Consider the following 23889-nt stretch of genomic DNA (forward strand, 5'->3'; position numbering starts at 1 on the left):
TTTCTCTCCTTTACAGCTTCATTCCCATACGGCTTTTGTATCGTTTGATCAGCATCTGGCAATCAACACTGACGACGCCTCGCAGCGGATACAGCCGTTTTGTTAAAAACTCTTCCATTTCTTGATCGTTGGCAAAGATCCCATGCATATGCAGCTTGCTCGGGCCTGTCATGTGATAAAGGCTGGTGACCGCAGGCTCCTCCTCAAGCTTGAGAGCGACCTCCTCTAAAAATTGCGGCTCTACTTCAACATTGAAAAACACGGATACATGGATGCCGATTTTAGCGGGATTGATGACCGCAGTAAACTTTTCGATAACACCGGCTTCAATGAGCTGATTGATCCGTGCCTGGACGGCAACCCGTGATAAATCGACTCTCTTGCCAAGGTCCGTATAAGAAATTCTTCCTTCTTCATGCAAAATGGTGAGAATTTGTTTGTCGATCTCATCAAGTACAAGGTTGGGGATTTGGTATTCATTGCTCATTTGCTCCACCTGCTTTCGTAAGCCTTTTAGATGTTATTTTATCACATAAGTTTCGTTTCGAACGAGAAAATTTTAATTTATTTTCATAATGAATATAAAAATGGTTTTATGTTTACGAAAAGAATAAAGTTCGTCAGCTTTTCTGCCGGATCAGTAGATGTGAAAAATCAGGCTCTCTATACTGAAGAAAATCTCTTTCAAAGGGGACTTGTGATGAACAGATCTATTATCGGTACAAAACAAATGGTCGTCAGTCCGCATTACCTCGCATCTCAAGCCGGAAACCGAATACTGAACAAGGGAGGAAACGCGTTTGACGCAGCCGTGGCTGTTAGTGCTTGTCTGGCAGTTGTGTATCCGCATATGACGGGGCTTGGCGGGGATTCCTTTTGGCTGACCTTTCACCAGGAAAGAAAGGCGGTAAGAGTCTACAATGGCAGCGGCCGTTCAGGACAAAATGTAACGAGAGATGTATATAAGGGAAAAAGCGCGATTCCGCTGCGGGGAATCGACAGTGCCATTACCGTGCCGGGGATGGTTGATAGCTGGGATGCAGTACTGAAGGAGTATGGACGTATGTCTCTTAGGGACGTGTTGGAGCCCGCACGCGACTATGCCCAAAATGGTTTCCCAGTATCGGCTGATCAGTGCCGTCACACAGAAACGAATCTTGAACTGCTGGCCTCCACACCTTACACGGCCGATATCTTCACGAGAGGCGGCAAAGCGCCTGTCCCGGGAGAGCGGTTTGTGCAAAAAGAGCTTGCAGACAGTTTGAACATGATCGCCGAAAAAGGAAGAAGCGTATTCTATGAAGGAGATATCGCTCAGCGGATTGTCTCGCATTTACAGCATAATGGCAGCTATATGACACACGATGATTTTAAAGCGCACCGGGGCGAGTGGGCGGAGCCTGTCTCAAGTGATTACCGAGGGTACAGTGTATATCAGGCACCGCCAAATTCTCAGGGATTTACAGGTTTATTAACACTGAATATTCTGGAAAACTATGATTTCACCCAAATCGAACACGGTTCATTTGAGTATTATCATGTGCTTGTGGAGGCGTTGAAAAAGAGTTTCCTAGATCGGAATGCCGTCCTGACTGATCCGGAGTTTGCGGACATCCCGCTTGAAAGGCTTTTAGACAAAAGCTATGCGAAACGATTAGCGGAAGAAATCGGCTATCTGGCAGAACCGGTAGAAAGCAGGCCGGTGGGAAGTGATACGGCATATGCGGCCGTCATCGATGCGGATGGCAACGCAGTATCTTTCATTCAAAGCCTGTACTTTGAATTTGGCTCGGCTGTCACTGCTGGTGATACAGGCATATTACTGCAAAACCGGGGGTCATTTTTCTCATTGGATAAAAATCATGTCAATTCGCTTGAGCCGAGAAAACGCAGCTTTCATACGCTTATGCCAGCTATGGCCTGCAAAGACGGAAAACCGAAAATCCTGTACGGCACACAAGGCGGCGAAGGCCAGCCTCAGACCCAGACGGCCATCATTACCCGAATGTTGGACTACGGAATGCATCCTCAGCAGGCGATCAGCGAACCGCGTTGGGTGTGGGGAAGGACATGGGGAGAGGAATATGAAGGCCTCAGAGTCGAGGGCAGAATCTCAGAGGAAACAATTGAAAAGCTAAAAGACAGCGGACATCTCGTTGAGGTTGTCGGTGACTATGATCCGCTGATGGGACACGCAGCAGCAATTAAAGTGGATGAGGAAGGCTTTCTCCGAGGCGGAGCCGACCCACGGGGGGATGGGGCGGCTGTTGGAATTTGAGATATTAGAAGAAAATACAAATATAAATAAAAATGACTAGAGAAAGAACAGTGTTAAATAAGTAGTGTACATATTGTTTTTCTTCACGCTCATATTTCCATTCCATAAATGTGCGTAAACAATTCATCAGGAATAGAAAGAAAAAAAGCATAATCTCTGGAGGAAAGCGTAAAACAGAAAAACCTAATAAAATAAGCAAGGCGATTTCCAGCAATCCTTGAGTGCTATTTACAGGTTTATACCACCAAGGCGGTTTAGGGATGCCTAGTTTTTTTCGAGCATAAATATAAAAAGCAGTATTGATAAAAGCTGCGGCCAGTATCACAATCAAAAAATGAGTGCCTGTCAAATAAATCCCTCCTAACCTACTTGTATATACGGCGGAAATAGGGAAAATGTTTCATGAAAAAACACCCGGATTTTTCTCCGGGTGTTTTTTCACTGTATGTTTCTTCGTGCTTTTTTGTGATTGATTTTAAGTCTTTTCGACTAGTTTCTTCTATTTAAATAGTCCTTCTGTTCAGCTGGGACGGATCAGCGTAAATTCTTCACCGAGTTTCGCATAGTGGTTTCCCGCCAATCTTGAGGCAGGTTTTAATTCATCTGTTAAAACATACCCTTTTTCTGCATCATACACCTTTTCATCGAGGTGGAAGCAGACAACTCTTCCAATGAGCAGATCTGCTGTTGTGACGCCTTGATCATTGTCGAACGTCATATGCCGCTCTAATGTGCATTCAAAGCGAATGCGGGCTTCCTTAATGCCGGGAACTGTAACAGCTTTGCTTTCGACGGTATGAAGCGAGGTGCATGTGAGCTCGCTTTCGTCCGGCCCTAAGCTTGCCGCCGTTTCATTGATGTCTTCAATGATGGCTTCATCACTGACATGAACGACAAATTCTCCGTTCTCCATTGCGTTTCGGGCTGTATCTTTTTGGCGTCCTCCCGCCCTGTTAACAGAAATACTGAGAAGCGGAGGATCTGAGCTGACAACGTTATAAAAACTGAAAGGCGCGGCATTTACCGCTCCGCTTGAAGAAAGGGTGGTTACAAATGCAATGGGGCGGGGAATGACAGCACCCGACAATAGCTTGTATGTGTCTTTGGCACTAAGCTGATCCGCTTGAAATATGTACATAGCAACAACCGCCTTTTTCGTTAGGATACCTTAATTATAACGAAATGGTTTCAAGGAAACCAAATGATGCGGGTTGCATATGTTATGTCATGACATATAACTAATATAGGGAAATTGAAAAATAGGCTCCGTACGTTTGCCGGCAGCCTATGGATTGATGAAATTTAAGTTTATTTGTATTTCTTTTTGACTACCCAGCAATTGCCGTCTTTCCAGAATTCTTTTTTGCTGTGATAATCATCCTCTTTTTTGTAGTGATGGTGGTGATGCGGTTTTTTGTAGTGTTTTTTATGAGACTTTTTCTTATGGGAACAATAAGATTTTTTGTGTGTGCGATATGACTTCTTATAGCTGCGAGATTTTTTCTTGTGAGAACAGTATGATTTTTTGTAGCTGCGAGATTTTTTCTTGTGAGAACAGTAGGACTTTTTGTAGCTGCGAGATTTTTTCTTGTGAGAACAGTAGGACTTTTTGTAGCTGCGAGATTTTTTGTGAGAGCAGTATGATTTTTTGTAGCTGCGAGATTTCTTGTGAGAGCAATATGATTTTTTGTGGCTGCGAGATTTCTTGTGAGAACAGTACGATTTTTTGTGGCTGCGAGATTTTTTGTGAGAGCAGTATGATTTTTTGTAGCTACGAGATTTTTTGTGAGAGCGATGCGATTTTTTATGGCTGCGTTTTTTTCCATGAGGCTCTTGGTATAAATAGTCTTTTAAACCTTCTTTTTTTGCGGATTTCACCGCTTCTTTGATGTCAGAATGGGAATAGTGGCCCAATTCGAAATCCTCCTTTTAAAAATGATTTTAAGGATGAAGATCCTTATTACCCTCATAGTACGCGCGGTTTTAAAAAGTGTATAAGTGTTCCGCTGAGATCTCACAAAAATAAAAGCCTAAAATTTGTAAGGGGGATTATGGATGAAGACTCAATCCAATTTGCCGCTTTATCAGCTGTTTGTTCATCCAAAAGATTTGCGTGAATTAAAGAAGGATATATGGGACGATGATCCGGTGCCGGCTGTGATGAAGGTGAATCAAAAAAGGCTGGATATTGATATCGCTTACCGGGGATCACATATTAGAGACTTCAAAAAGAAGTCATACCATATTGCTTTTTATCAGCCGAAAACATTCCGCGGCGCACGAGAGATTCATTTAAATGCGGAGTATAAAGATCCTTCCATGATGAGAAACAAATTGTCGCTGGATTTTTTCTCCGAGCTTGGGACGCTGTCTCCAAAAGCAGAGTTTGTGTTCTTAAAGGTAAATGGGAAGAATGAAGGAGTTTATCTTGAACTTGAATCCGTTGATGAATATTATTTAGCGAAAAGGAAGCTGGCGGACGGGGCGGTTTTTTACGCGGTTGATGATGATGCTAATTTCTCTCTGATGAGCGATTTGGAAAGGGAAACGAAGACATCGCTTGAGCTTGGATATGAAAAGAAGACAGGGACTGAGGAAGACGATTTTTATTTGCAGGATATGATTTTTAAAATTAATACTGTCCCTAAAGCCCAGTTTAAATCAGAAGTGACAAAGCATGTAGATGTCGATAAGTATTTGCGCTGGCTCGCCGGTATTGTATTCACCTCAAACTATGACGGGTTTGTCCACAACTACTCGTTGTACAGAAGCAGTGAAACCGGATTATTTGAGGTGATTCCTTGGGATTATGATGCAACCTGGGGCAGGGATATCCATGGAGAGCGGATGGCTGCCGATTATGTAAGAATTCAAGGATTTAATACACTAACCGCCCGGATTTTGGATGAACCCGATTTCCGCAAGTCCTACAAGCAACTGTTAGAAAAAACGCTCCAAACTCTTTTTACAATAGAATATATGAAACCGAAAATAATGGCGATATATGAACAGATTAGGCCGTTTGTCCTGATGGACCCATATAAAAAGAACGATATTGAGCGTTTTGACCGTGAGCCGGATGTGATTTGCGCGTATATTATAAAAAGAGCTGATTACCTCAAAAGTGAGCTTGATCTTTTATCATGACGATAAACGGGCGGATTCCGGAGAACGGAGCGCCTTTTTTTATTTCCGTTCATTTAATGATTTGGATATCTCCACAAATTGCCTCAGTACGGGGTTTTGGCTGTCTTTTCGATATGCGATGATCCATTCTGCTTTGAGCTGAAAATGATCAACGCTGCGATATGTGACATCAAGGTTAAACAGCCGTCTGGCCGAGGATGGGACAATTGTAATGCCGATACCCGCTGTCACCAGTCCGATCACCATTTGATATTCTGTCGCTTCTTGAACGATATTCGGCACAAAACCTGAGTCTTCACAGAGCTGTATAAAGTCGGTATATAGCGTAGGCCACGCTTCTTTGGAAAGGGTAATGATCGGTTCGTTTTCCAAATCTGTAATGTCGATTGATTCCTTTAATGCAAGCGGATGCTGCTTCGGCAATGCGAGGATACATGGACTGCTTTGGGTTGTCTCAATTTGCAGCTCCGGATGCTCTAACGGCGGATGGAGAATGCCGATATCGATATTTCCCTTGAGCAATTCTTCCTGCTGTCGGTAAGAAGCGATTTCTTTCAGTTCTATTTTCACAGAGGGGAATTTTTTACGGTATTCCCGGATGATTGGCGGCAGAAATTCATATGTGGCTGATCCGACAAAACCAATAACGAGATGCCCGTGTTCGCCGCGAGCTGTCCGCTGGGCAAGTTCAATTCCTTGACCAATTTGCATCAAAGCTGAGCGGCAGTGATTTAAAAAGATTTCGCCAGCCGCGGTAAGCTCGACAAATCGTTTTGTCCTCTTCAGAAGCGTCACCCCGACTTCTTCTTCCAGCTGTTTGATCTGCTGGCTAAGAGGAGGCTGTGTCATGTTCAGCCGCCGGGCAGCTTTTCCGAAATGAAGCTCTTCGGCTACTGCGATAAAGTATTGAAGATGGCGAAGCTCCATTCAATATGCATTCCTTTCCATAGGTTAATAATTCGTAATACATATTAATCATAAGGCGAATCGATATTGGAGGTCAATTTCCAAAGAGTGTATAGTGAAACGTATCACAAGAAATATTTAAAATTTTATGTTTAAAATGCATAATAAGGAGTGAGGGTGTTGACAAAAGCAACAAAAGAACAAAAATCCCTTGTGAAAAACAGAGGGGCGGAGCTTGTTGTTGATTGCTTAGCGGAGCAAGGTGTCACACATGTATTTGGCATTCCAGGTGCAAAAATTGATGCGGTATTTGACGCTTTACAAGATAAAGGGCCTGAAATTATCGTTGCCCGGCATGAACAAAATGCAGCATTTATGGCGCAAGCAGTTGGCCGTTTAACTGGAAAACCGGGAGTCGTGTTAGTCACATCAGGACCAGGCGCTTCTAACTTGGCAACAGGACTGCTGACAGCAAACACTGAAGGCGACCCTGTCGTTGCGCTAGCTGGGAACGTGATCCGTGCAGATCGTTTAAAACGGACACATCAATCTTTGGATAATGCGGCGCTATTCCAGCCGATTACAAAATACAGTGTAGAAGTTCAAGATGTAAAAAATATACCGGAAGCTGTTACAAATGCGTTTAGGATAGCGTCAGCAGGGCAGGCTGGGGCCGCTTTTGTGAGCTTTCCACAAGATGTTGTGAATGAAGTCACAAACACAAAAAACGTACGTGCTGTCGCAGCGCCAAAACTTGGCCCTGCAGCAGATGACGCAATCAGTGCGGCCATTGCAAAAATCCAAACAGCGAAACTTCCTGTCGTTCTAGTCGGCATGAAGGGCGGAAGACCGGAAGCGATTAAAGCGGTTCGGAAGCTATTGAAAAAGGTTCAGCTTCCATTCGTTGAAACATATCAAGCTGCCGGTACTCTTACGAGAGATTTAGAGGATCAGTATTTTGGCCGGATCGGTTTATTCCGCAACCAGCCTGGCGATCTGCTGCTTGAGCAGGCTGATGTTGTGCTGACAATCGGCTATGACCCAATTGAATATGATCCGAAATTCTGGAATGTCAATGGAGACCGGACGATCATTCATTTAGATGAGCTTCTGGCTGACATTGATCATGCTTACCAGCCGGATCTTGAATTGATCGGTGATATTCCATCTACAATCAATCATATCGAACACGATGCGGTGAAAGTAGACTTTGCTGAACGTGAGCAAAAGATCCTTTCTGATTTAAAACAATATATGCATGAGGGTGAGCAGGTGCCTGAAGATTGGAAATCAGACAGAGTACATCCTCTTGAAATTGTAAAAGAATTGCGAAATGCAGTCGATGATCATGTTACAGTGACTTGCGATATCGGTTCACACGCGATTTGGATGTCACGTTATTTCCGCAGCTACGAGCCGTTAACATTAATGATCAGTAATGGTATGCAAACACTCGGCGTTGCGCTTCCTTGGGCAATCGGCGCTTCATTGGTGAAACCGGGAGAAAAAGTGGTATCAGTCTCCGGTGATGGCGGTTTCTTATTCTCAGCAATGGAATTAGAGACAGCAGTTCGCTTAAAAGCACCAATTGTACACATTGTATGGAACGACAGCACATATGACATGGTTGCATTCCAACAATTGAAAAAATACAATCGGACATCTGCGGTCGATTTCGGAAATATCGATATCGTGAAATATGCGGAAAGCTTCGGAGCAACCGGTTTGCGCGTAGAATCACCAGACCAGCTGGCAGATGTTCTTCGTCAAGGTATGAACGCTGAGGGTCCTGTCATCATTGATGTCCCGGTTGACTACAGTGATAACATTAATTTAGCAAGTGACAAGCTTCCGAAAGAATTCGGGGAACTCATGAAAACGAAAGCTCTCTAGCACTCTGCGCATCACGACACTGTTTGATGAACAGCACTACACAAAAGGAGTGAAGGGAATTATGAAACGCGAAAGCAACATGCAAGTGCTCAGCCGCGGCCAAAAAGATCAGCCTGTGAGCCAGATTTATCAAGTATCAACAATGACTTCTCTTTTGGATGGAGTATATGACGGGGATTTTGAACTGTCAGAGATTCCGAAATACGGAGACTTCGGTATCGGAACCTTTAACAAGCTTGACGGAGAGCTGATTGGGTTTGACGGCGAATTTTACCGTCTCCGTTCAGACGGAACTGCGACACCAGTCCAAAATGGGGACCGTTCTCCGTTCTGTTCATTTACGTTCTTTACACCGGACATGACGCACAAAATTGATGCGAAAATGACACGCGAAGAGTTTGAAAATGAGATCAACAGCATTCTGCCGAGCAAAAACTTATTTTACGCTATCCGCATTGACGGATTGTTTAAAAAAGTGCAGACAAGAACGGTAGAACTGCAAGAAAAGCCTTACGTGCCGATGGTCGAAGCGGTCAAAACGCAGCCGATTTTCAACTTTGACAATGTGAGAGGAACGATCGTAGGTTTCCTGACACCGGCTTATGCAAACGGAATTGCTGTTTCCGGCTATCATCTGCACTTCATTGACGAAGGACGCAATTCAGGCGGACACGTTTTTGACTATGTGCTTGAGGATTGCGCGGTTACGATTTCTCAAAAAATGAACATGAATCTCAGACTTCCGAATACAGCGGATTTCTTTAATGCGAATCTGGATAACCCTGATTTTGCCAAAGATATCGAAACAACTGAAGGAAGCCCTGAATAAAGAACAAAAGAAAGCCCTTTTGTGCAGGGCTTTCTTTTTATTTGGCTCTTTTCCTGATTTTAGATAAAATAACGTCAAAAGGGTAAAGGTGTGGTCTGATGAAAATATTGGTTTTGGCAGTTCATCCTCATATGGAAACCTCTGTTGTGAATAAGACATGGACAGAGGAATTGAGTCAACATGACAATATCACAGTACGGGATCTTTATAAGGAATACCCGGATGAAGCGATAGATGTTGCGAAGGAGCAGCAGCTGTGCGAGCAATACGATAGAATTATTTTCCAATTTCCGTTCTATTGGTACAGCTCTCCGCCGCTCTTAAAAAAATGGCAGGATCTTGTGCTGACTTACGGCTGGGCCTTTGGTTCAAAAGGAAACGCCTTGCATGGCAAGGAGCTGATGCTGGCTGTATCAACAGGGAGTGAAGTGGAAAAATATCAAGCGGGCGGAGCAAATCATTACTCGATCAGTGAGCTTTTGAAACCATTTCAGGCCACGAGTAATCTGATCGGCATGAAATACCTGCCACCATATGTGTTCTATGGCGTGAATTATGCAACAGCAGAGGATATTTCTCTCAGTGCAAAACGGTTAGCCGAATACATCCAGAAGCCTTTCGCTTAAAAGAAAGCCCTGTCCGTCATGCGGCAGGGCTTTTTTATGATTAAAAATCCGGCAGCTCGGACAGGTTGTTTTCCTTTATGCCGTCCGGTTCACTTCGCAAAATGTCACGCCCGTATTTATGGAAGACATCAACATGAGCGAGCTTTCCTGCTTTTGCTTCTGACAGCGCAGTGGGATAGTCGAGCTCTCTTCCTGTGTTCGTTTTCACGGCGATAATATTGTCTTCCTCATTTCTTCTGACTGCAATAATTTCTTCTTTTCCAGATGGAACATCTTCCTGACCGACAGTTGTTTGCCGGGCTTTATACGATTCATATGCTGCTTCGAATTGATCCATATTTACACCTCCATTTTTTAACGTGAGCAAAAATGTCGATGATCATGTATGGTTTCGACACGTCATACGACAATATTTCCTGAGAAATATCTTGGGAATGTGACAAATCAATCCTTGATTTGCGAAGAAAAAAGGGATTCCGCATAAAAAACGGAATCCCTTTCAGTTATTTTGTTGTCATGTGTAAGTCCTTTGTTTTCATATAGCCTGTCGCACCGCCGTAGTCAACGAATACCCAATCAAAATCAAAACCGCCTTTTTTCGTTTTACTCCAGCCTAAAAAAGAAACGCTTGTGTCTGCTGGAAGGGTCTTGATGCTTTTTCCTTCAGCGGATGTATATACTTTCGTTTTTGTTTTGGTTTTTACTGTTGTAGCAGCTTTTACAATGTAATGAGTGGAGACAAAGCCTTTTTTGCCGTTTTTATAATGAACCTTTGCCCAGTCAGCGTTTGCAAAGGAAATCAGCTTTAAGCTGTCGCCCAAGTGCAGCGTATCGGCCTTCTGGCTCGATGCGTTAGCCTTCGTTCTGACATTTAGAGCCTCTGCTGACACCAAATAAGAATCAATCGGATAACTGTATAAATCATCAATGCTTACGGTTGTTTCTGGCTGTTGTGCGTGGATCGTGCTCGCGCCTACTGCAGAAGCCGCAGTCATTCCAGCTGCAAGTGCTAGAGTTGATAATGTTTTTGTTGTTTTGTTCATTTCGTTCCTCTCCTCACGTAAGAGAAATAATTCATTCTATATCCCTATTCACGTTTTCACAGATTCCTAAACATCAAAAAGGATCAGATGAAAATCTGATCCGGGGCAATTACTTTTGTGTTTCTAGTTTTAGAGGTGCAGAAATTGATTTTTTTACTTTTTTTCCGTGCAAAATATCATCTGCTGCTTCTGTAGCCAGTTTACCGATTAATTCAGGCTGCTGAGCGACGGTAGCTGAGAGCTTTCCGTCTTTAATGGAAGCGAGCGCATCTTTATTGCCGTCAAAACCGATCACTAAAATATCTTTTCCCGAGCTGTTAATTGCCTCGAGAGCACCGAGCGCCATTTCATCATTGTGAGCAAAAACTGCTTGGATATCCGGATGTCCCTGCAGCAGGTTTTCCATGACAGTCAGGCCCTTGGTGCGGTCAAAGTCAGCTGATTGTTTTGTGACAACGTCGAGCTTTTGATCAGCAATGTTATGAAATCCTGAGCCGCGTTCCCGTGTGGCAGATGCGCCGGGCACGCCTTCAAGCTCTGCCACCTTTGCACCTTTTCCCAGTTTGTCAGCAATGAATGCTGCGGCCATTTCACCGCCTTTGACATTATCGGAAGCAACGAGGGTTTCAACTTTTCCTTGTTCGGCGGAACGGTCGATTGTTACGACGGGCACACCGACTGCGTTTGCAGATTCTACTGCCGTTGAGATCGCCGAAGAATCAGTCGGGTTGATTAACAATGCATCGACACCCTGCTGAATTAAGTCTTCTACATCACTTGTCTGTTTCGATGAATCATTTTGTGCATCGACAATGATGACTTTCATTCCCCGTTTTTTAGCTTCTTTTTCGATGCCCTTTTTTAATGAGACAAAAAAGGGATTATTAAGCGTTGAGACGGACAAGCCGATGGTGAATTCCTTTTTGTTTCCCGAGTTTGTCGGCTTTGCCCATTGGGGGGGCTCAAGCGAACAGGCAGTTAATAAGAACAATGATAACGTTAAAATGACCGATACAGCCTTTTTCATGTAAAAAAACCTCCTATGCTGACTTCTTGCGGTCTAATAATACCGCAATTAAGATGACAATCCCTTTGACAACCAGCTGATAAAACGATGAGACGCCAAGCAGATTGAGCCCGTTATTAAGTGTGCCGATGATCAGCACCCCGATTAATGTACCGATAATGCGTCCGCGGCCCCCGGAAAGACTTGTTCCGCCTAAGACGACCGCCGCGATAGCATCCAGTTCATACGATTCTCCGGCAGTCGGCTGTGCTGAATGCAGACGGGAAGTCAATATCGCGCCGGCGAGGGCGGATAAGAGCCCGGCTAAAGAATAAATCATCACTTTCACGCGCGTCACTTTAATGCCTGAAATGAGCGCGGCTTTTTCATTGCCCCCGATTGCGTAAGTTCGGCGGCCGAACGGTGTTTTATGAAGAAGCACCCAAAGGATCACAAAAGCAAGAACCATCGTAATCGCCGGTACAGGAATGCCTAAAAAGTAACCGCGTCCGAACAGCTGAAAAGCGTAGTTTGTGCCAAGTCCGGTAATCGGATTTCCGTCTGTATACACAAGCGTCAGTCCGCGAAATACAGTCATGGTCGCAAGTGTGGCGATAAAGGGCGCCATTTTTCCTTTTGTGATCAATAGTCCGTTGATCATGCCGAGTATAGCACCAATGATACAGCCGAGGATGATCGCGAGAACCGGATCGACACCGGATACAATCATCCCAGCAACTAAAGCGCTGGACAGGGCAAGAATAGCGCCGACAGAAAGATCAATGCCGCCTGTTAAAATCACAAAAGTCATGCCGAACGCGATTAATCCGTTAATGGCGACCTGACGAAGCAGGTTTAAAATATTCAGCGGTTCAAGAAAGCTGGGATTTAAAATAGATACAATGATAACGAGAATAAATAAACCGAGAAACGGGCCGAGTTTTTGCATCACTCCGTCAAAGTGAATCCGTTTTTGTTCTGTTTGCAGTTGTTCCGTTTTCATATTACCGCCCTCCCGTGGCAAGTGTCATAATTCGTTCTTGTGTTGCTTCCTGTGCATGGATTTCTCCGCTGATTCTGCCTTCATGGACAACGATAATACGATCGCTCATCCCGAGAATTTCCGGCAGCTCTGATGACACCATGATGATGGCGACACCGCGCTCAGTCAGCTCATTCATCAGTGAATAAATCTCCCGTTTCGCGCCAACATCCACACCTCTGGTTGGCTCATCCAAGATAAGCACTTTCGGTCCGATCCCGATCCACTTGGCAATCACCACTTTTTGCTGGTTGCCTCCTGATAAATGGCGTGCGTGCGTTTCTGATGATGCCGTCTTGATGGTCAGGCGTTTGATTAAAAGATCGACAAATTCAGCTTCCCGCTTGTGATCAATGAGACCCTTTGGAGAAAAGCTGGACAGATTGGGCAGCGCAATATTCTCACGAATGGAGGTGTCGAGCAGCAGTCCTTCATCTTTGCGGTTCTCTGTGATAAAGCCGAGCCCTTTTTTCACTGCATCCTGCGGGTTCTTAATGGCTGTCTTTTTTCCAGCGATCCATATCTCACCTGAGTCCAGCCTGTCAACGCCGAACAGCGCTCTCATGATTTCTGTCCGGCCGGCTCCCATCAAACCGGAGACACCGACGATTTCACCGGAACGAACGTAAAAGCTGACATCCTCAAAACTTCCTTTAACGGAGGCGTTTTTCACCTCGAATATTTTGTCGCCGAGAGAAGGAATGCGTTTCGGATATCGTTCAGTCAGCTCGCGTCCGACCATTTTTTTGACGACTTCATCAAAATCGGTTTCTGAGATGCTGGTTGTATCTACCGTTTTTCCGTCCCGCATGATGGTGATTCTGTCGCAAATCGCAAAAATTTCTTCCATACGATGTGAAATGTATACAATGGATACGCCATTCTTTTTTAACGCTGTAATGACCTCAAAAAGTTTGCTGATTTCCCGTTCCGTCAAAGCAGCGGTAGGCTCATCCATAATGATCACCTCGGCATTTGTCATGAGCGCTTTTGCAATTTCAATCATTTGCTGCTGTCCGACGGAACACTCGCCGGCTTCTTGATCAAGAGAAAGGGAGACGGAAAGTTTGTCAAATTGCTCTTTTGCTAGCGCTTTCATTTTTCTTGTTTGTAAAACGCCCAGCTTGGAGGATATTTCTTTCCCGATAAATAGATTCTCAAGAACGGTCATTTCCGGCCAGATATTCAATTCCTGATGGATAAAGGCTATTCCATGCTGTTCTGCTTCTTTCGGATTTGAAAAATATGTTTCGTTTCCATTTATGCTGATTTGCCCTTTATCCGATTTATGCAGGCCTGTCAGAATGTTCATAAGCGTTGACTTGCCGGCGCCGTTTTCTCCCATTAATGCGTGAACCTCGCCAGGCACGAGCTGAAAAGAAACGCCTGACAGCACCTGGTTTTTTCCGAATGCTTTATGAATGTCTTTCATTTCAATCTGCATGTTCCATCCTCCTTTCTAGAAGAGCACACCCGCCTGCAGGATGCAGTTGGCATATGGTGTGAATTCACCCGTTCTAATGATAGCTTTTGCTTCTTTTGTCAGCAGCTTAAACTCCTCGTGAGAAAGGTATTCAATCTTTTGTTTAGAGAAAAGATTTTCTAGAAATCTCGCATTCTCCTGATTAGATGCCTTTATTTCCGCTGCAGCAATGACTTTTTCGATTGCCATCTCGTCTGCAAGAACTGCTACTGTATCTTGGAAAGCCGGAAGACCCGGCTTCAGTGAAAGATCAATTTTCAAAACGCCGTCAGGAACGGGCAGCCCGGCATCCGCGATGACAATTTTATCAGTGTGGCCAAGGTCGGCTAAAAGCTTGGCAAGATGGCTGTTCAGTATACCGTGTTTTTTCATGACAGCAGCTCCTCTACTTCTTTTCTTGTCGGCATTCCGCCTTGGGCGCCGAAGGAACAGACGGAAAGGGAAGCTGCACGATTGGCAAACCGCAATGCGGCTTCAATGTCTTTTCCCTCAGCCAGAGCCACGGCAAAGGCTGCGTTAAACGTATCACCGGCTCCGGTTGTATCAACCGGCTCTACGGGGAAGGACGGGATAAGCAGCTCTTTGCTTCCGGCTGAATAGCGGACGCCTTGCTTTCCTTCCGTAATAAAGAGCTTCGCCGGATAAAGCGCCAAGGCTTCAGAAACGGTAAGACCAGGGAATAAGATCGACGCCTCGTGTTCATTCGGCGTGAGATAGGTGGCGTGATCAATTGTTTCTTGTTTCAGCGGGCGGGCCGGTGCCGGGTTGAGCATGATCGGGATGTCATGAGAATGACAGTATTTGCACACCTCATCAACCGTTTCTTCCGGGATTTCCTGCTGAATCAGGACCATATCGATCTTTTCAATCTGTGCAAGCGCGTCTATCGCATATGATGGAGTGATATCATCGTTCGCACCTTTGACAACGACAATACTGTTATCATCTTCGGCAAGCACAATGTGGGCGGTTCCGCTTTCCTTATGTGTAACCGGTTCCATATAGTCGGTGCGAACGCCGTTTGCTTTTAAATTATCTAAAATGTCTGTTCCATAATGATCGTCTCCAACCTTGCCGATCATAAACACGTGGGCGCCAAGTCTGGCAGCAGCAACGGCCTGATTTGCTCCTTTACCGCCCGGCACCGTCTGAAACGACGTGCCAAGTACCGTTTCGCCGGCTTTTGGGCGTTTGTCCGAGGTGACCACTAAATCCATCGAACAGCTTCCAATCACACAAATATTACACATCATGATCTTCCTTTCTTGTCGTCTTTCTTCTTATATAGGTGACAGGCATTTGAATCGCCGTTTCTGTCAGCTGCTGTTTTTTGATGATACGCAAAAGCAGTTTGGCCGCTTCTTTGCCCATATCATAGGCGGGCTGTTTAATTGTAGACAGGGGAGGGAACAGCAGCTCGCTTTGCGGAATGTCATCATAGCCGATAATTTGAATATCCTCCGGCACGCTTTTTCCGTGCCGCAATGCTTCATGTAAAACCGCAGCTGCTTGAATATCATTACTCGCAATCACACCGTCTGTCTCAGGATAAGCGGCAAACAGCTCCTTCGCCATCGATTGCGCATCCTTGAAAGAAAATGAAGCCGTCTCGATGACCTGAAAATCAACTTCAGCCTGCTGTAAGAACTCCAAAGCGCCGTGAAAGCGGTCTTGGGCGGTCGGCAGGTGAGCGGGGCCTCTCAAGAGGGTAATGCGCCGGCTTTTTCCGTGAATGATGGCTTCGGCGGCTAATTTTCCTCCTGTATAGCCGTCACTGGATACAGAAGGAGCGCCTTCAAGTGTTCTGTCCAGAAAAACGACTGGGTGATGCATGCCGCTGTATTCCTCAAGATCCGGGTAATTCGTTGCGGCAATAATGCCTGCAACATGGTTTTGCTTAAAGGTTTGAAGGTACTCAAGTTCTTTTTTTAATTCCTCGTCACTGTTGCCAAAAATAAGGCGATAGCCTTCCCGGTTCAATTCATCCTCTGCACCGCGGGCAAGCTGAGGGAAGAAAGGATTTGTGATATCCGGGAGCAAAAGCCCGATCAGCCGGGATTCTCTCTTATAAAGAGATCTGGCGACTTCATTCGGATAATAGTTCAGCTTCTCCATCGCCGCTATGACACGCGTTCGCGTTTCTTCATGTACATAGCCGTTGTCATTCAGGACGCGGGAAACCGTCGCAACTGAAACGCCCGCCGCTCCGGCGACATCTTTAATTGTAGCCAAAACAGCTCCTCCTTGTTTATGTAACCGTTTACATAGATAGATTATCATGAGTAATCCGAAGTTGGCAATAAAAATATCGAAAGAAATCTATTGTAAATTGTATATATAATTGAGAAATTTAAGGTTTTCACTCTTTTTTTGACAAAGTCTTCACATTTCTGGATGAAGATTTCATGAACAAATATTAAGTTTTATTAAAATTGTTTCAAAGTCATGCGTTTAGACCTGTAAATGAGGAGAAACAGAAAAGACTATCCGCCCAGAAAATGTTTAATTATGTTAGAGAATTCGGACCTGTATGTTTATCGTTTTCATAGATCGCCCCATTAGTCTTTTTGGAATAGGCCTAATATTGCCTCTTCCATGCAGAAAGGATGACATTATGACCTTGTCCTTAAGAAACAGGAAAAACATATTTTGTGTTCATAAGAACCGGAAACACGCATGGTAGCAGGAAAAGCTTGATATCACGGGCTGAAAAAAAGATTGATTTGAAATACATATTAAATGCAAACACCAGGGCGTGACTATACGTCCAGAAGGATATCAGGAGAAAAATGAAAGCGCATTCCTTTTTCTTTTTTTGAAAATAGGTAAGGTGTAAGTCCTGCCATTTTCCAAAATTAGAAAACAGTTTGTAGGTACAAAATCTCTTTCAAAAGAGAAGTTTGGCTTAGTGGATTAGGGAAGATTATGTTACATAATGCCGATTGAGAATTCATAGTGATTCTATATACTGATGAATGAATTTACAACAATATAGAAGGAGATGTCGAAAAGCAATGTGGTTACTCATTATAGCCTGTGCTGTCATACTGGTCATCGGAATATTAGAAAAACGACGACATCAGAAAAACATTGATGCCCTCCCTGTGCGGGTGAATATTAACGGCATCCGAGGAAAATCGACTGTGACAAGGCTGACAACCGGAATATTAATAGAAGCCGGTTACAAAACTGTTGGAAAAACAACAGGGACAGATGCAAGAATGATCTACTGGGACACACCGGAGGAAAAGCCGATTAAACGGAAACCTCAAGGGCCGAATATCGGAGAGCAAAAAGAAGTTATGAAAGAAACAGTAGAAAGAGGGGCTAACGCTATCGTCAGTGAATGTATGGCTGTTAACCCGGATTATCAGATCATCTTTCAGGACGAACTTCTGCAAGCCAATATCGGCGTTATTGTGAATGTGTTAGAAGACCATATGGATGTCATGGGGCCGACGCTCGATGAAATTGCAGAAGCGTTTACCGCTACTATTCCTTATAATGGCCATCTTGTCATTACAGATAGTGAATATACCGAGTTCTTTAAACAAAAAGCAAAAGAACGAAACACAAAAGTCATCATTGCTGATAACTCAAAAATTACAGATGAATATTTGCGTAAATTTGAATACATGGTATTCCCTGATAACGCTTCTCTGGCACTGGGTGTGGCTCAAGCACTCGGCATTGACGAAGAAACAGCGTTTAAAGGAATGCTGAATGCGCCGCCAGATCCGGGAGCAATGAGAATTCTTCCGCTGATCAGTCCGAGCGAGCCTGGGCACTTTGTTAATGGGTTTGCCGCAAACGACGCTTCTTCTACTTTGAATATATGGAAACGTGTAAAAGAAATCGGTTATCCGACCGATGATCCAATCATCATCATGAACTGCCGCGCAGACCGTGTGGATCGGACACAGCAATTCGCAAATGACGTATTGCCTTATATTGAAGCAAGTGAACTGATCTTAATCGGTGAAACAACAGAACCGATCGTAAAAGCCTATGAAGAAGGCAAAATTCCTGCAGATAAACTGCATGATCTAGAGTACAAGTCAACAGAAGAAATTATGGAATTGTTAAAGAAAAGAATGCACAACCGTGTCATATATGGCGTCGGCAATATTCATGGTGCCGCAGAGCCTTTAATTGAAAAAATCCACGAATACAAGGTTAAGCAGCTCGTAAGCTAGGAGGAAATGCAGACATGTTCGGATCAGATTTATACATCGCACTCATTTTAGGTGTACTACTCAGTTTGATTTTTGCAGAAAAAACAGGAATCGTGCCGGCTGGACTGGTTGTACCGGGATATTTAGGACTTGTGTTTAATCAGCCGGTCTTTATTTTACTCGTATTGTTAGTAAGCTTGCTCACTTATGTCATAGTGAAATACGGTTTATCCAAATTTATGATTTTGTACGGACGCAGAAAATTCGCTGCCATGCTGATAACAGGGATTGTCCTGAAAATTGCGTTTGATTTTCTATACCCGATTGTACCATTTGAAATCGCAGAATTTCGAGGAATCGGCATCATCGTGCCAGGTTTAATTGCCAATACCATTCAGAAACAAGGTTTAACCATTACGTTCGGAAGCACGCTTCTATTGAGCGGAGCGACCTTTGCTATCATGTTTGTTTACTACTTAATTTAATGTAAGGTGTGTCAAACGATGAAAAAAGAACTGAGCTTTCATGAAAAGCTGCTGAAGCTGACAAAACAGCAAAAAAAGAAAACCAATAAGCACGTATTTATTGCCATTCCGATCGTTTTTGTCCTCATGTTCGCTTTTATGTGGGCGGGAAAAGCAGAAACGCCGAAGGTCAAAACGTATTCTGACGACGTTCTATCAGCCTCATTTGTCGGAGATATTATGATGGGGCGCTATGTTGAAAAAGTAACGGAGCAAAAAGGGGCAGACAGCATTTTTCAGTATGTTGAACCGATCTTTAAAGCCTCTGATTATGTAGCAGGAAACTTTGAAAACCCTGTAACCTATCAAAAGAATTATAAACAAGCAGATAAAGAGATTCATCTGCAGACGAATAAGGAATCAGTGAAAGTCTTGAAGGATATGAACTTCACGGTTCTCAACAGCGCAAACAACCACGCAATGGATTACGGCGTTCAAGGCATGAAAGATACTCTTGGAGAATTTGCGAAGCAAAACCTTGATATCGTTGGAGCAGGATACAGCCTAAGTGATGCGAAAAAGAATATTTCGTACCAGGAAGTCAATGGGGTAACCATCGCGACGCTCGGCTTTACCGATGTGTCTGGAAAAGGTTTCGCGGCTAAAAAGAATACGCCGGGCGTGCTGCCCGCAGATCCTGAAATCTTCATTCCAATAATTTCAGAAGCGAAAAAACATGCGGACATCGTCGTTGTGCAGTCACACTGGGGACAAGAATATGACAATGATCCAAACGACCGCCAGCGCCAGCTTGCAAGAGCCATGTCTGATGCGGGAGCTGATATCATTGTCGGCCATCACCCGCACGTCTTAGAACCGATTGAAGTATATAACGGAACCGTCATTTTCTACAGCCTCGGCAACTTTGTCTTTGATCAAGGCTGGACAAGAACGAGGGACAGTGCACTGGTTCAGTATCACTTGAAGAAAAACGGAATAGGCCGCTTTGAAGTGACGCCGATTGACATCCATGAAGCGACGCCTGCACCGGTGAAAAAAGACAGCCTCAAACAGAAAACGATTATTCGCGAACTGACGAAAGACTCTAATTTTGCATGGAAAGTAGAAGACGGAAAACTGACGTTTGATGTTGATCATAGCGACAAACTAAAATCTAAATAAACGGAGTGATAAGGATGAAATTTGTCAAAGCCATCTGGCCTTTTGTTGCCGTAGCTATCGTATTCATGTTTATGTCAGCTTTTAAATTCAATGAGCAGCTGACAGATCAGGAAAAGCAGAAGATTGATACGGAAATGCATAAAATCCAACAGCAGGAAGAACCGGCAAACACCAATAAATAATTCAAAAAGAGAGTGTCTGATGAGGCATTCTCTTTTTATTTGCCCAGCATATTCATTCTGTAAAAATATCAAAACGTCTCTTAACATATTCAAAAAAATACCGATGTTAAAACTGCATAAAGAGGAGGAGATAATAAAAGTGAAGACACTGGCAAACTGGAAGAAGTTTTTGCTTGTGGCGGTTATCATTAGTTTTTTGGGTTCAACTATCACAAAAGCGGAGATTGCGGAGGCTGATATGTCATCTGAACTGGTGATCAGCGAAGCAAAAAAACTGCTTGGGTATCAGTATAAATACGGCGGTGAAACGCCGAAAGAGGGATTCGATCCTTCGGGATTGATTCAATATGTTTTCAGTAAGGCTGATATTCATATGCCGAGATCTGTGAACGACCAGTATAAAGTCGGAACGGCCATAAAGCCGGAAGACCTGAAGCCGGGCGATACTTTGTTTTTCAGGAAAGAGGGAAGCGGCGAGACAACTCCGACACATGACGCTCTTTACATCGGAGACGGCCAAATGATTCATAGTACGCAAACAAAAGGGGTTATCATCACTAATTACACAAAAAGCAGCTATTGGAGCGGCTCTTATATCGGGGCGAGACGAATCGCAGCCGATCCGGCAACAGCTGATGTTCCTGTCGTTCAGGAGGCCGAAAAATATATCGGCATTCCATATGTGTTTGGCGGAAGCACACCGTCAGAGGGCTTTGATTGCTCCGGGCTCGTGCAATATGTGTTTCAACAGGCACTCGGCATTTATCTGCCGCGATCAGCCGAACAGCAGTGGGCAGTAGGTGAGAAGGTTGCGCCTCAAAACATAAAGCCTGGTGATGTCGTTTATTTTAGCAATACGTATAAATCGGGAATTTCACATGCAGGGATTTATGCAGGCGGAGGAAGGTTTATTCAGGCAAGCCGGTCAGAAAAAGTAACCATTTCCTACTTGTCAGAGGATTACTGGAAATCGAAGATGACAGGCATTCGCCGATTTGACAACCTGACAATCCCGAAAGAAAACCCGATTGTGTCTGAGGCAACACTTTATGTTGGCGAAGTTCCTTACAAACAAGGCGGAGTGTCTCCGGAGACAGGATTTGATACAGCTGGATTTGTCCAGTATGTATACAAGAAAGCAGCCGGTATTTCCCTGCCTCGATACGCAACAAGCCAATACAAAGCCGGAACTAAGGTTGAGAAGGCGGACCTGAAACCGGGAGACATTGTGTTCTTCCAATCAACAAGCCTAAATCCGGCCATCTATATCGGAAACGGACAAGTTGTTCATGTCACATTGTCAAACGGCGTGACCATCACCAATATGAACACAAGCACGTATTGGAAAGATAAATATGCGGGAAGTATACGGGTTCAATAATAGACAAAGACTCCAGAATCTCTGGAGTCTTTTCTTTATGCATATTGGCCGGAAAGAAGCTGATCAATAAAGTAAGCCACGCCATTTTCGTCATTGCTTTTTGTGACGAAGGTGCTTTTTTCTTTTAATTCATCAATCGCATTTTCCATGGCGATGCGGTGTCCGGCGACTTCAAACATGGATAAATCGTTCGGACTGTCGCCGATTGCATAGATATCCTGTGTTTCAATTCCGTATATGTCAGCCAGCTCTGTCAGGGCGCGTCCTTTTCCTGAAGAGGCCGGCAGGATTTCGATAATATGTTTTCCGGAAGAGGTTTGCGCCAGTTTTTTATGATGCTTCAGCTCTTCCTTCGCTTGTTTCAGCTTGTCCATATCAAAGGAGAAGCAAAGAAGTTTATAAATGTTTTCGCTGCCGTCAAAAACAGATTCGATATGAGGGATCGGCTTAATGCCAAACTGCTTGAACTGAGTCATGGCTCCTTGCCACAATTCATCCGTCTTCTCGTTTGGATTTGCGCTCTTTAGAATATCAAGCTCCGCATGCAGCTTATCTTCGCCGTCAAAAGGAGAAAGCAGATGGTCATCTGTATATACCTCAAAGTAAATGTTTTTTGACAGCAAGTAATCAGCGATCGCTTTACCAGCTTCCTGGTCCATTAATGTCCGGCTGATCAAACGGTAACCCGTATCATGGATCGTTCCGCCATTAGCTGCAATGATAGGGATGTCCAAGTCTTCCAGCAGTGCTTTTACGTCAAATGTTGCCCTTCCCGTGCAAATGGTGACGAGGATGCCAGCATCAACGGCCCGCTTGATCGCTGCTCTGTTTTCCGCAGTAATGACGCTCTCTTTATTCAGTAATGTACCGTCTAAATCAATCGCAATTAATTTCATATGTAGGGGGAACCTCCTTAAAAATGAAGCTGCTTCGTGTAGTATGTTCAGCTTTCCTGCGAAACATAATCCATGTAAATCAAGGCTAAACGTTACGTTGAACATTTTCAACAAGAAATATGCAAAAGGGATGGCGTAATCGCCATCCCTTTTATTATACACCTAAATCGTTTTGGAGCTCTTCTTTAACTTCCTGCAGTTTTTGCTGATTCAATTTTAAATAATAAACGCCGGCAGGTTCATAATCATAACCCGTCAGCTGAATAGACTCAACTGATTTCAATGATGTGAGGAACGGGAACAGGCCAATGGCATCTTTAAGAGATAAGTTCATTTTCAGATTTTTTCCCATCGTGTCCACAATATCATCATAAGCCGGGATTGAGCTCAGTGATTTTGATTTTTCCAAAATGGCGCTCAGCACTTCCATTTGTCTTTGTCCCCGCAATAGGTCACTGTCCGCTTTGCGTGTTCTTACGTAAGCTAGTGCTTCTTCTCCATCAAGCGTATGTGTTCCCTTTTGAAGAACCACTTTTCCTTTTGTATCTTTTTTGATTTGCTGAATGACTTTATCACTTTTTACCGTTACTTTGACGCCATTCAGCTGGTTGACGACGTCTTCAAAAGCTGTGAAATTACTTTCGACGACATAATCGACGGGAATATCCAGCATCTCCTCAACTGTTTTCACAGTGAGGTCAACGCCGCCGTAAGCATGAGCATGTGTAAACTTATCATAGCCGTGGCCTGGGATGTTTACATATGCGTCACGCGGAATGCTTAGCATTTTAGCTGTTTTTTCTTTCCGGTTAAATGTAACCAGCACATTCGCGTCACTTCTTGCCTGATCGACAGTCTCGCCGCTTTCCTCTCTGGCATCAATTCCTAAGAGCAATACAGAGAAAGAATCTTTTCCAGGATCAAATTCTTTAATCCGTTTTACTGATTGTTCTCCGCGTGCTAGGCTAACGTGAGCTTCTTTAGAAGCATTGTTGAGCTTTACATAAGCATAGGTGCCGACAGATCCTGCCGCAATGACCAGAAAAGCCATCAAACCGGCAACGATTTTCACCCATTTTCTAAGTCTTCTCTTTTTCTTTCTGCGGTGTGTTCGTTCTTCCATATCAATACCTCTCGTTTCTTTAATATTTGAAGAGTACCATTTATTTTGCCAAGGGGCAACTCATCAAAAGACATTTTTCGATAAATATTCCTATATTTATAAGTTCCTGTTCTTGAAAATAGTTATTTTTAATGTGCTGAATCACCTTATATTGGACGCCGCAGCAGATAAAATGTTTCGGTTACGTTGAAAAAATTGCAAGTAAATGATTGGGAATTTAGTGATCTGCAAGA

25 protein-coding genes are annotated in these 23889 nt (G+C 44.0%); 10 read left to right on the forward strand and 15 right to left on the reverse strand.

The annotated features are described in order from the left end of the window. Positions 1 to 10 precede the first annotated feature (10 nt). The gene (gene chrS / locus AC4CV5_RS02740) at positions 11 to 487 is read right to left on the reverse strand and encodes a chromate efflux transcriptional regulator ChrS (RefSeq protein ID WP_014115423.1); all 477 of its coding nucleotides are present in this window, start codon (positions 485 to 487) and stop codon (positions 11 to 13) included. A gap of 213 nt (positions 488 to 700) precedes the next feature. On the opposite strand from chrS, the gene ggt reads away from it, so the two are divergent. Then, the gene (gene ggt / locus AC4CV5_RS02745; RefSeq protein WP_490922045.1) at positions 701 to 2278 is read left to right on the forward strand and encodes a gamma-glutamyltransferase; all 1578 of its coding nucleotides are present in this window, start codon (positions 701 to 703) and stop codon (positions 2276 to 2278) included. 4 nt (positions 2279 to 2282) lie between these two features. On the opposite strand, the gene AC4CV5_RS02750 is transcribed toward ggt, so the two are convergent. The 3 genes from AC4CV5_RS02750 to AC4CV5_RS02760 all read right to left on the reverse strand — a co-directional run bounded on the left by AC4CV5_RS02750 (position 2283) and on the right by AC4CV5_RS02760 (position 4192). Continuing rightward, positions 2283 to 2627, reverse strand: coding sequence for a DUF4181 domain-containing protein (locus AC4CV5_RS02750; RefSeq protein ID WP_490922046.1), 345 nt, complete (start codon positions 2625 to 2627; stop codon positions 2283 to 2285). Positions 2628 to 2798: 171 nt separating this feature from the next. After that, positions 2799 to 3416, reverse strand: a complete 618-nt coding sequence (locus AC4CV5_RS02755) for a flavin reductase family protein (RefSeq protein WP_490922047.1) — start codon at positions 3414 to 3416, stop codon at positions 2799 to 2801. Positions 3417 to 3586: 170 nt separating this feature from the next. After that, a complete protein-coding gene (locus tag AC4CV5_RS02760; protein WP_248602251.1) occupies positions 3587 to 4192 on the reverse strand; it encodes a CotG/ExsB N-terminal domain-containing protein in 606 nt (201 codons plus the stop codon). A 141-nt stretch (positions 4193 to 4333) separates the two neighbouring features. Here AC4CV5_RS02760 and cotH point away from each other — a divergent pair, with 141 nt between their 5' ends. Next, complete coding sequence (gene cotH, locus AC4CV5_RS02765) at positions 4334 to 5425, forward strand: spore coat protein CotH (protein ID WP_222142166.1); 1092 nt, start codon at positions 4334 to 4336, stop codon at positions 5423 to 5425. Between the two features lie 39 nt (positions 5426 to 5464). Here the strand turns inward: cotH and alsR are convergent, their stop codons facing one another. After that, the gene (alsR, locus tag AC4CV5_RS02770; RefSeq protein WP_166847534.1) at positions 5465 to 6352 is read right to left on the reverse strand and encodes an acetoin biosynthesis transcriptional regulator AlsR; all 888 of its coding nucleotides are present in this window, start codon (positions 6350 to 6352) and stop codon (positions 5465 to 5467) included. Positions 6353 to 6511: 159 nt separating this feature from the next. Between alsR and alsS the strand changes: the two genes are divergently transcribed. The 3 genes from alsS (at position 6512) to AC4CV5_RS02785 (ending at position 9679) form a co-directional block, all read left to right on the forward strand. Continuing rightward, a complete protein-coding gene (alsS, locus tag AC4CV5_RS02775; RefSeq protein ID WP_490922048.1) occupies positions 6512 to 8224 on the forward strand; it encodes an acetolactate synthase AlsS in 1713 nt (570 codons plus the stop codon). Positions 8225 to 8285: 61 nt separating this feature from the next. Then, complete coding sequence (gene budA / locus AC4CV5_RS02780) at positions 8286 to 9053, forward strand: acetolactate decarboxylase (RefSeq protein ID WP_490922049.1); 768 nt, start codon at positions 8286 to 8288, stop codon at positions 9051 to 9053. Between the two features lie 98 nt (positions 9054 to 9151). Then, positions 9152 to 9679: an NAD(P)H-dependent oxidoreductase gene (locus tag AC4CV5_RS02785; RefSeq protein WP_490922050.1), complete on the forward strand. Its 528-nt coding sequence runs from the start codon at positions 9152 to 9154 to the stop codon at positions 9677 to 9679. A 40-nt stretch (positions 9680 to 9719) separates the two neighbouring features. Here AC4CV5_RS02785 and AC4CV5_RS02790 read toward each other — a convergent pair whose 3' ends face one another. The 8 genes from AC4CV5_RS02790 to AC4CV5_RS02825 form a co-directional block, all read right to left on the reverse strand. Next, a complete protein-coding gene (locus AC4CV5_RS02790) occupies positions 9720 to 10016 on the reverse strand; it encodes a DUF3892 domain-containing protein (RefSeq protein ID WP_166847545.1) in 297 nt (98 codons plus the stop codon). A gap of 166 nt (positions 10017 to 10182) precedes the next feature. Continuing rightward, positions 10183 to 10722, reverse strand: coding sequence for an SH3 domain-containing protein (locus AC4CV5_RS02795; RefSeq protein WP_222142163.1), 540 nt, complete (start codon positions 10720 to 10722; stop codon positions 10183 to 10185). 109 nt (positions 10723 to 10831) lie between these two features. Next, positions 10832 to 11749 carry a ribose ABC transporter substrate-binding protein RbsB gene (rbsB, locus tag AC4CV5_RS02800; RefSeq protein ID WP_166847551.1) on the reverse strand — a complete coding sequence of 306 codons (918 nt, stop codon included), beginning with the start codon at positions 11747 to 11749 and terminating at the stop codon, positions 10832 to 10834. Between the two features lie 13 nt (positions 11750 to 11762). Continuing rightward, entirely contained in the window at positions 11763 to 12731 is a 969-nt protein-coding gene (rbsC, locus tag AC4CV5_RS02805; RefSeq protein WP_114151151.1) for a ribose ABC transporter permease RbsC, read from the reverse strand. Position 12732: 1 nt separating this feature from the next. Next, a complete protein-coding gene (gene rbsA / locus AC4CV5_RS02810; protein ID WP_166847554.1) occupies positions 12733 to 14214 on the reverse strand; it encodes a ribose ABC transporter ATP-binding protein RbsA in 1482 nt (493 codons plus the stop codon). Positions 14215 to 14229: 15 nt separating this feature from the next. Beyond that, positions 14230 to 14625: a D-ribose pyranase gene (rbsD, locus tag AC4CV5_RS02815; RefSeq protein WP_166847557.1), complete on the reverse strand. Its 396-nt coding sequence runs from the start codon at positions 14623 to 14625 to the stop codon at positions 14230 to 14232. After that, on the reverse strand, positions 14622 to 15503 hold the full coding sequence (gene rbsK, locus AC4CV5_RS02820; protein ID WP_490922051.1) for a ribokinase: 882 nt from the start codon (positions 15501 to 15503) through the stop codon (positions 14622 to 14624). Before rbsK ends, rbsD begins: the two co-directional genes overlap by 4 nt. After that, complete coding sequence (locus AC4CV5_RS02825; RefSeq protein WP_326222245.1) at positions 15496 to 16485, reverse strand: LacI family DNA-binding transcriptional regulator; 990 nt, start codon at positions 16483 to 16485, stop codon at positions 15496 to 15498. Before AC4CV5_RS02825 ends, rbsK begins: the two co-directional genes overlap by 8 nt. 782 nt (positions 16486 to 17267) lie before the next feature. On the opposite strand from AC4CV5_RS02825, the gene pgsB reads away from it, so the two are divergent. The 5 genes from pgsB to AC4CV5_RS02850 all read left to right on the forward strand — a co-directional run bounded on the left by pgsB (position 17268) and on the right by AC4CV5_RS02850 (position 21637). Next, on the forward strand, positions 17268 to 18449 hold the full coding sequence (gene pgsB / locus AC4CV5_RS02830; protein ID WP_010328825.1) for a poly-gamma-glutamate synthase PgsB: 1182 nt from the start codon (positions 17268 to 17270) through the stop codon (positions 18447 to 18449). A gap of 14 nt (positions 18450 to 18463) precedes the next feature. Beyond that, positions 18464 to 18913 carry a poly-gamma-glutamate biosynthesis protein PgsC gene (gene pgsC, locus AC4CV5_RS02835; protein WP_003227889.1) on the forward strand — a complete coding sequence of 150 codons (450 nt, stop codon included), beginning with the start codon at positions 18464 to 18466 and terminating at the stop codon, positions 18911 to 18913. 18 nt (positions 18914 to 18931) lie between these two features. Next, positions 18932 to 20074, forward strand: a complete 1143-nt coding sequence (pgsA, locus tag AC4CV5_RS02840; RefSeq protein ID WP_490922052.1) for a capsular polyglutamate synthetase PgsA — start codon at positions 18932 to 18934, stop codon at positions 20072 to 20074. Positions 20075 to 20088: 14 nt separating this feature from the next. Then, positions 20089 to 20256, forward strand: coding sequence for an extrachromosomal elements maintenance protein EdmS (edmS, locus tag AC4CV5_RS02845; RefSeq protein ID WP_166847563.1), 168 nt, complete (start codon positions 20089 to 20091; stop codon positions 20254 to 20256). Positions 20257 to 20395: 139 nt separating this feature from the next. After that, positions 20396 to 21637, forward strand: coding sequence for a C40 family peptidase (locus AC4CV5_RS02850; RefSeq protein ID WP_490922053.1), 1242 nt, complete (start codon positions 20396 to 20398; stop codon positions 21635 to 21637). Between the two features lie 35 nt (positions 21638 to 21672). Here the strand turns inward: AC4CV5_RS02850 and ywtE are convergent, their stop codons facing one another. Then, entirely contained in the window at positions 21673 to 22533 is an 861-nt protein-coding gene (gene ywtE / locus AC4CV5_RS02855; protein ID WP_166847569.1) for a 5-amino-6-(5-phospho-D-ribitylamino)uracil phosphatase YwtE, read from the reverse strand. A gap of 154 nt (positions 22534 to 22687) precedes the next feature. Continuing rightward, positions 22688 to 23656, reverse strand: a complete 969-nt coding sequence (tagT, locus tag AC4CV5_RS02860; RefSeq protein ID WP_166847572.1) for a polyisoprenyl-teichoic acid--peptidoglycan teichoic acid transferase TagT — start codon at positions 23654 to 23656, stop codon at positions 22688 to 22690. Positions 23657 to 23889: the final 233 nt, after the last annotated feature.

Source organism: Bacillus sp. NS1 (assembly GCF_058248265.1).

Coding starts and splice junctions, on each gene's coding strand:
- AC4CV5_RS02785 (WP_490922050.1), top strand. CDS start 9,152: ATGAAAATATTGGTTTTGGCAGTTCATCCTCATATGGAAACCTCTGTT.
- pgsC (WP_003227889.1), top strand. CDS start 18,464: ATGTTCGGATCAGATTTATACATCGCACTCATTTTAGGTGTACTACTC.
- cotH (WP_222142166.1), top strand. CDS start 4,334: ATGAAGACTCAATCCAATTTGCCGCTTTATCAGCTGTTTGTTCATCCA.
- AC4CV5_RS02755 (WP_490922047.1), bottom strand. CDS start 3,416: ATGTACATATTTCAAGCGGATCAGCTTAGTGCCAAAGACACATACAAG.
- pgsB (WP_010328825.1), top strand. CDS start 17,268: ATGTGGTTACTCATTATAGCCTGTGCTGTCATACTGGTCATCGGAATA.
- pgsA (WP_490922052.1), top strand. CDS start 18,932: ATGAAAAAAGAACTGAGCTTTCATGAAAAGCTGCTGAAGCTGACAAAA.
- rbsK (WP_490922051.1), bottom strand. CDS start 15,503: ATGTGTAATATTTGTGTGATTGGAAGCTGTTCGATGGATTTAGTGGTC.
- rbsA (WP_166847554.1), bottom strand. CDS start 14,214: ATGCAGATTGAAATGAAAGACATTCATAAAGCATTCGGAAAAAACCAG.
- ggt (WP_490922045.1), top strand. CDS start 701: ATGAACAGATCTATTATCGGTACAAAACAAATGGTCGTCAGTCCGCAT.
- AC4CV5_RS02790 (WP_166847545.1), bottom strand. CDS start 10,016: ATGGATCAATTCGAAGCAGCATATGAATCGTATAAAGCCCGGCAAACA.
- AC4CV5_RS02795 (WP_222142163.1), bottom strand. CDS start 10,722: ATGAACAAAACAACAAAAACATTATCAACTCTAGCACTTGCAGCTGGA.
- rbsD (WP_166847557.1), bottom strand. CDS start 14,625: ATGAAAAAACACGGTATACTGAACAGCCATCTTGCCAAGCTTTTAGCC.
- ywtE (WP_166847569.1), bottom strand. CDS start 22,533: ATGAAATTAATTGCGATTGATTTAGACGGTACATTACTGAATAAAGAG.
- edmS (WP_166847563.1), top strand. CDS start 20,089: ATGAAATTTGTCAAAGCCATCTGGCCTTTTGTTGCCGTAGCTATCGTA.
- chrS (WP_014115423.1), bottom strand. CDS start 487: ATGAGCAATGAATACCAAATCCCCAACCTTGTACTTGATGAGATCGAC.
- rbsC (WP_114151151.1), bottom strand. CDS start 12,731: ATGAAAACGGAACAACTGCAAACAGAACAAAAACGGATTCACTTTGAC.
- budA (WP_490922049.1), top strand. CDS start 8,286: ATGAAACGCGAAAGCAACATGCAAGTGCTCAGCCGCGGCCAAAAAGAT.
- tagT (WP_166847572.1), bottom strand. CDS start 23,656: ATGGAAGAACGAACACACCGCAGAAAGAAAAAGAGAAGACTTAGAAAA.
- rbsB (WP_166847551.1), bottom strand. CDS start 11,749: ATGAAAAAGGCTGTATCGGTCATTTTAACGTTATCATTGTTCTTATTA.
- alsR (WP_166847534.1), bottom strand. CDS start 6,352: ATGGAGCTTCGCCATCTTCAATACTTTATCGCAGTAGCCGAAGAGCTT.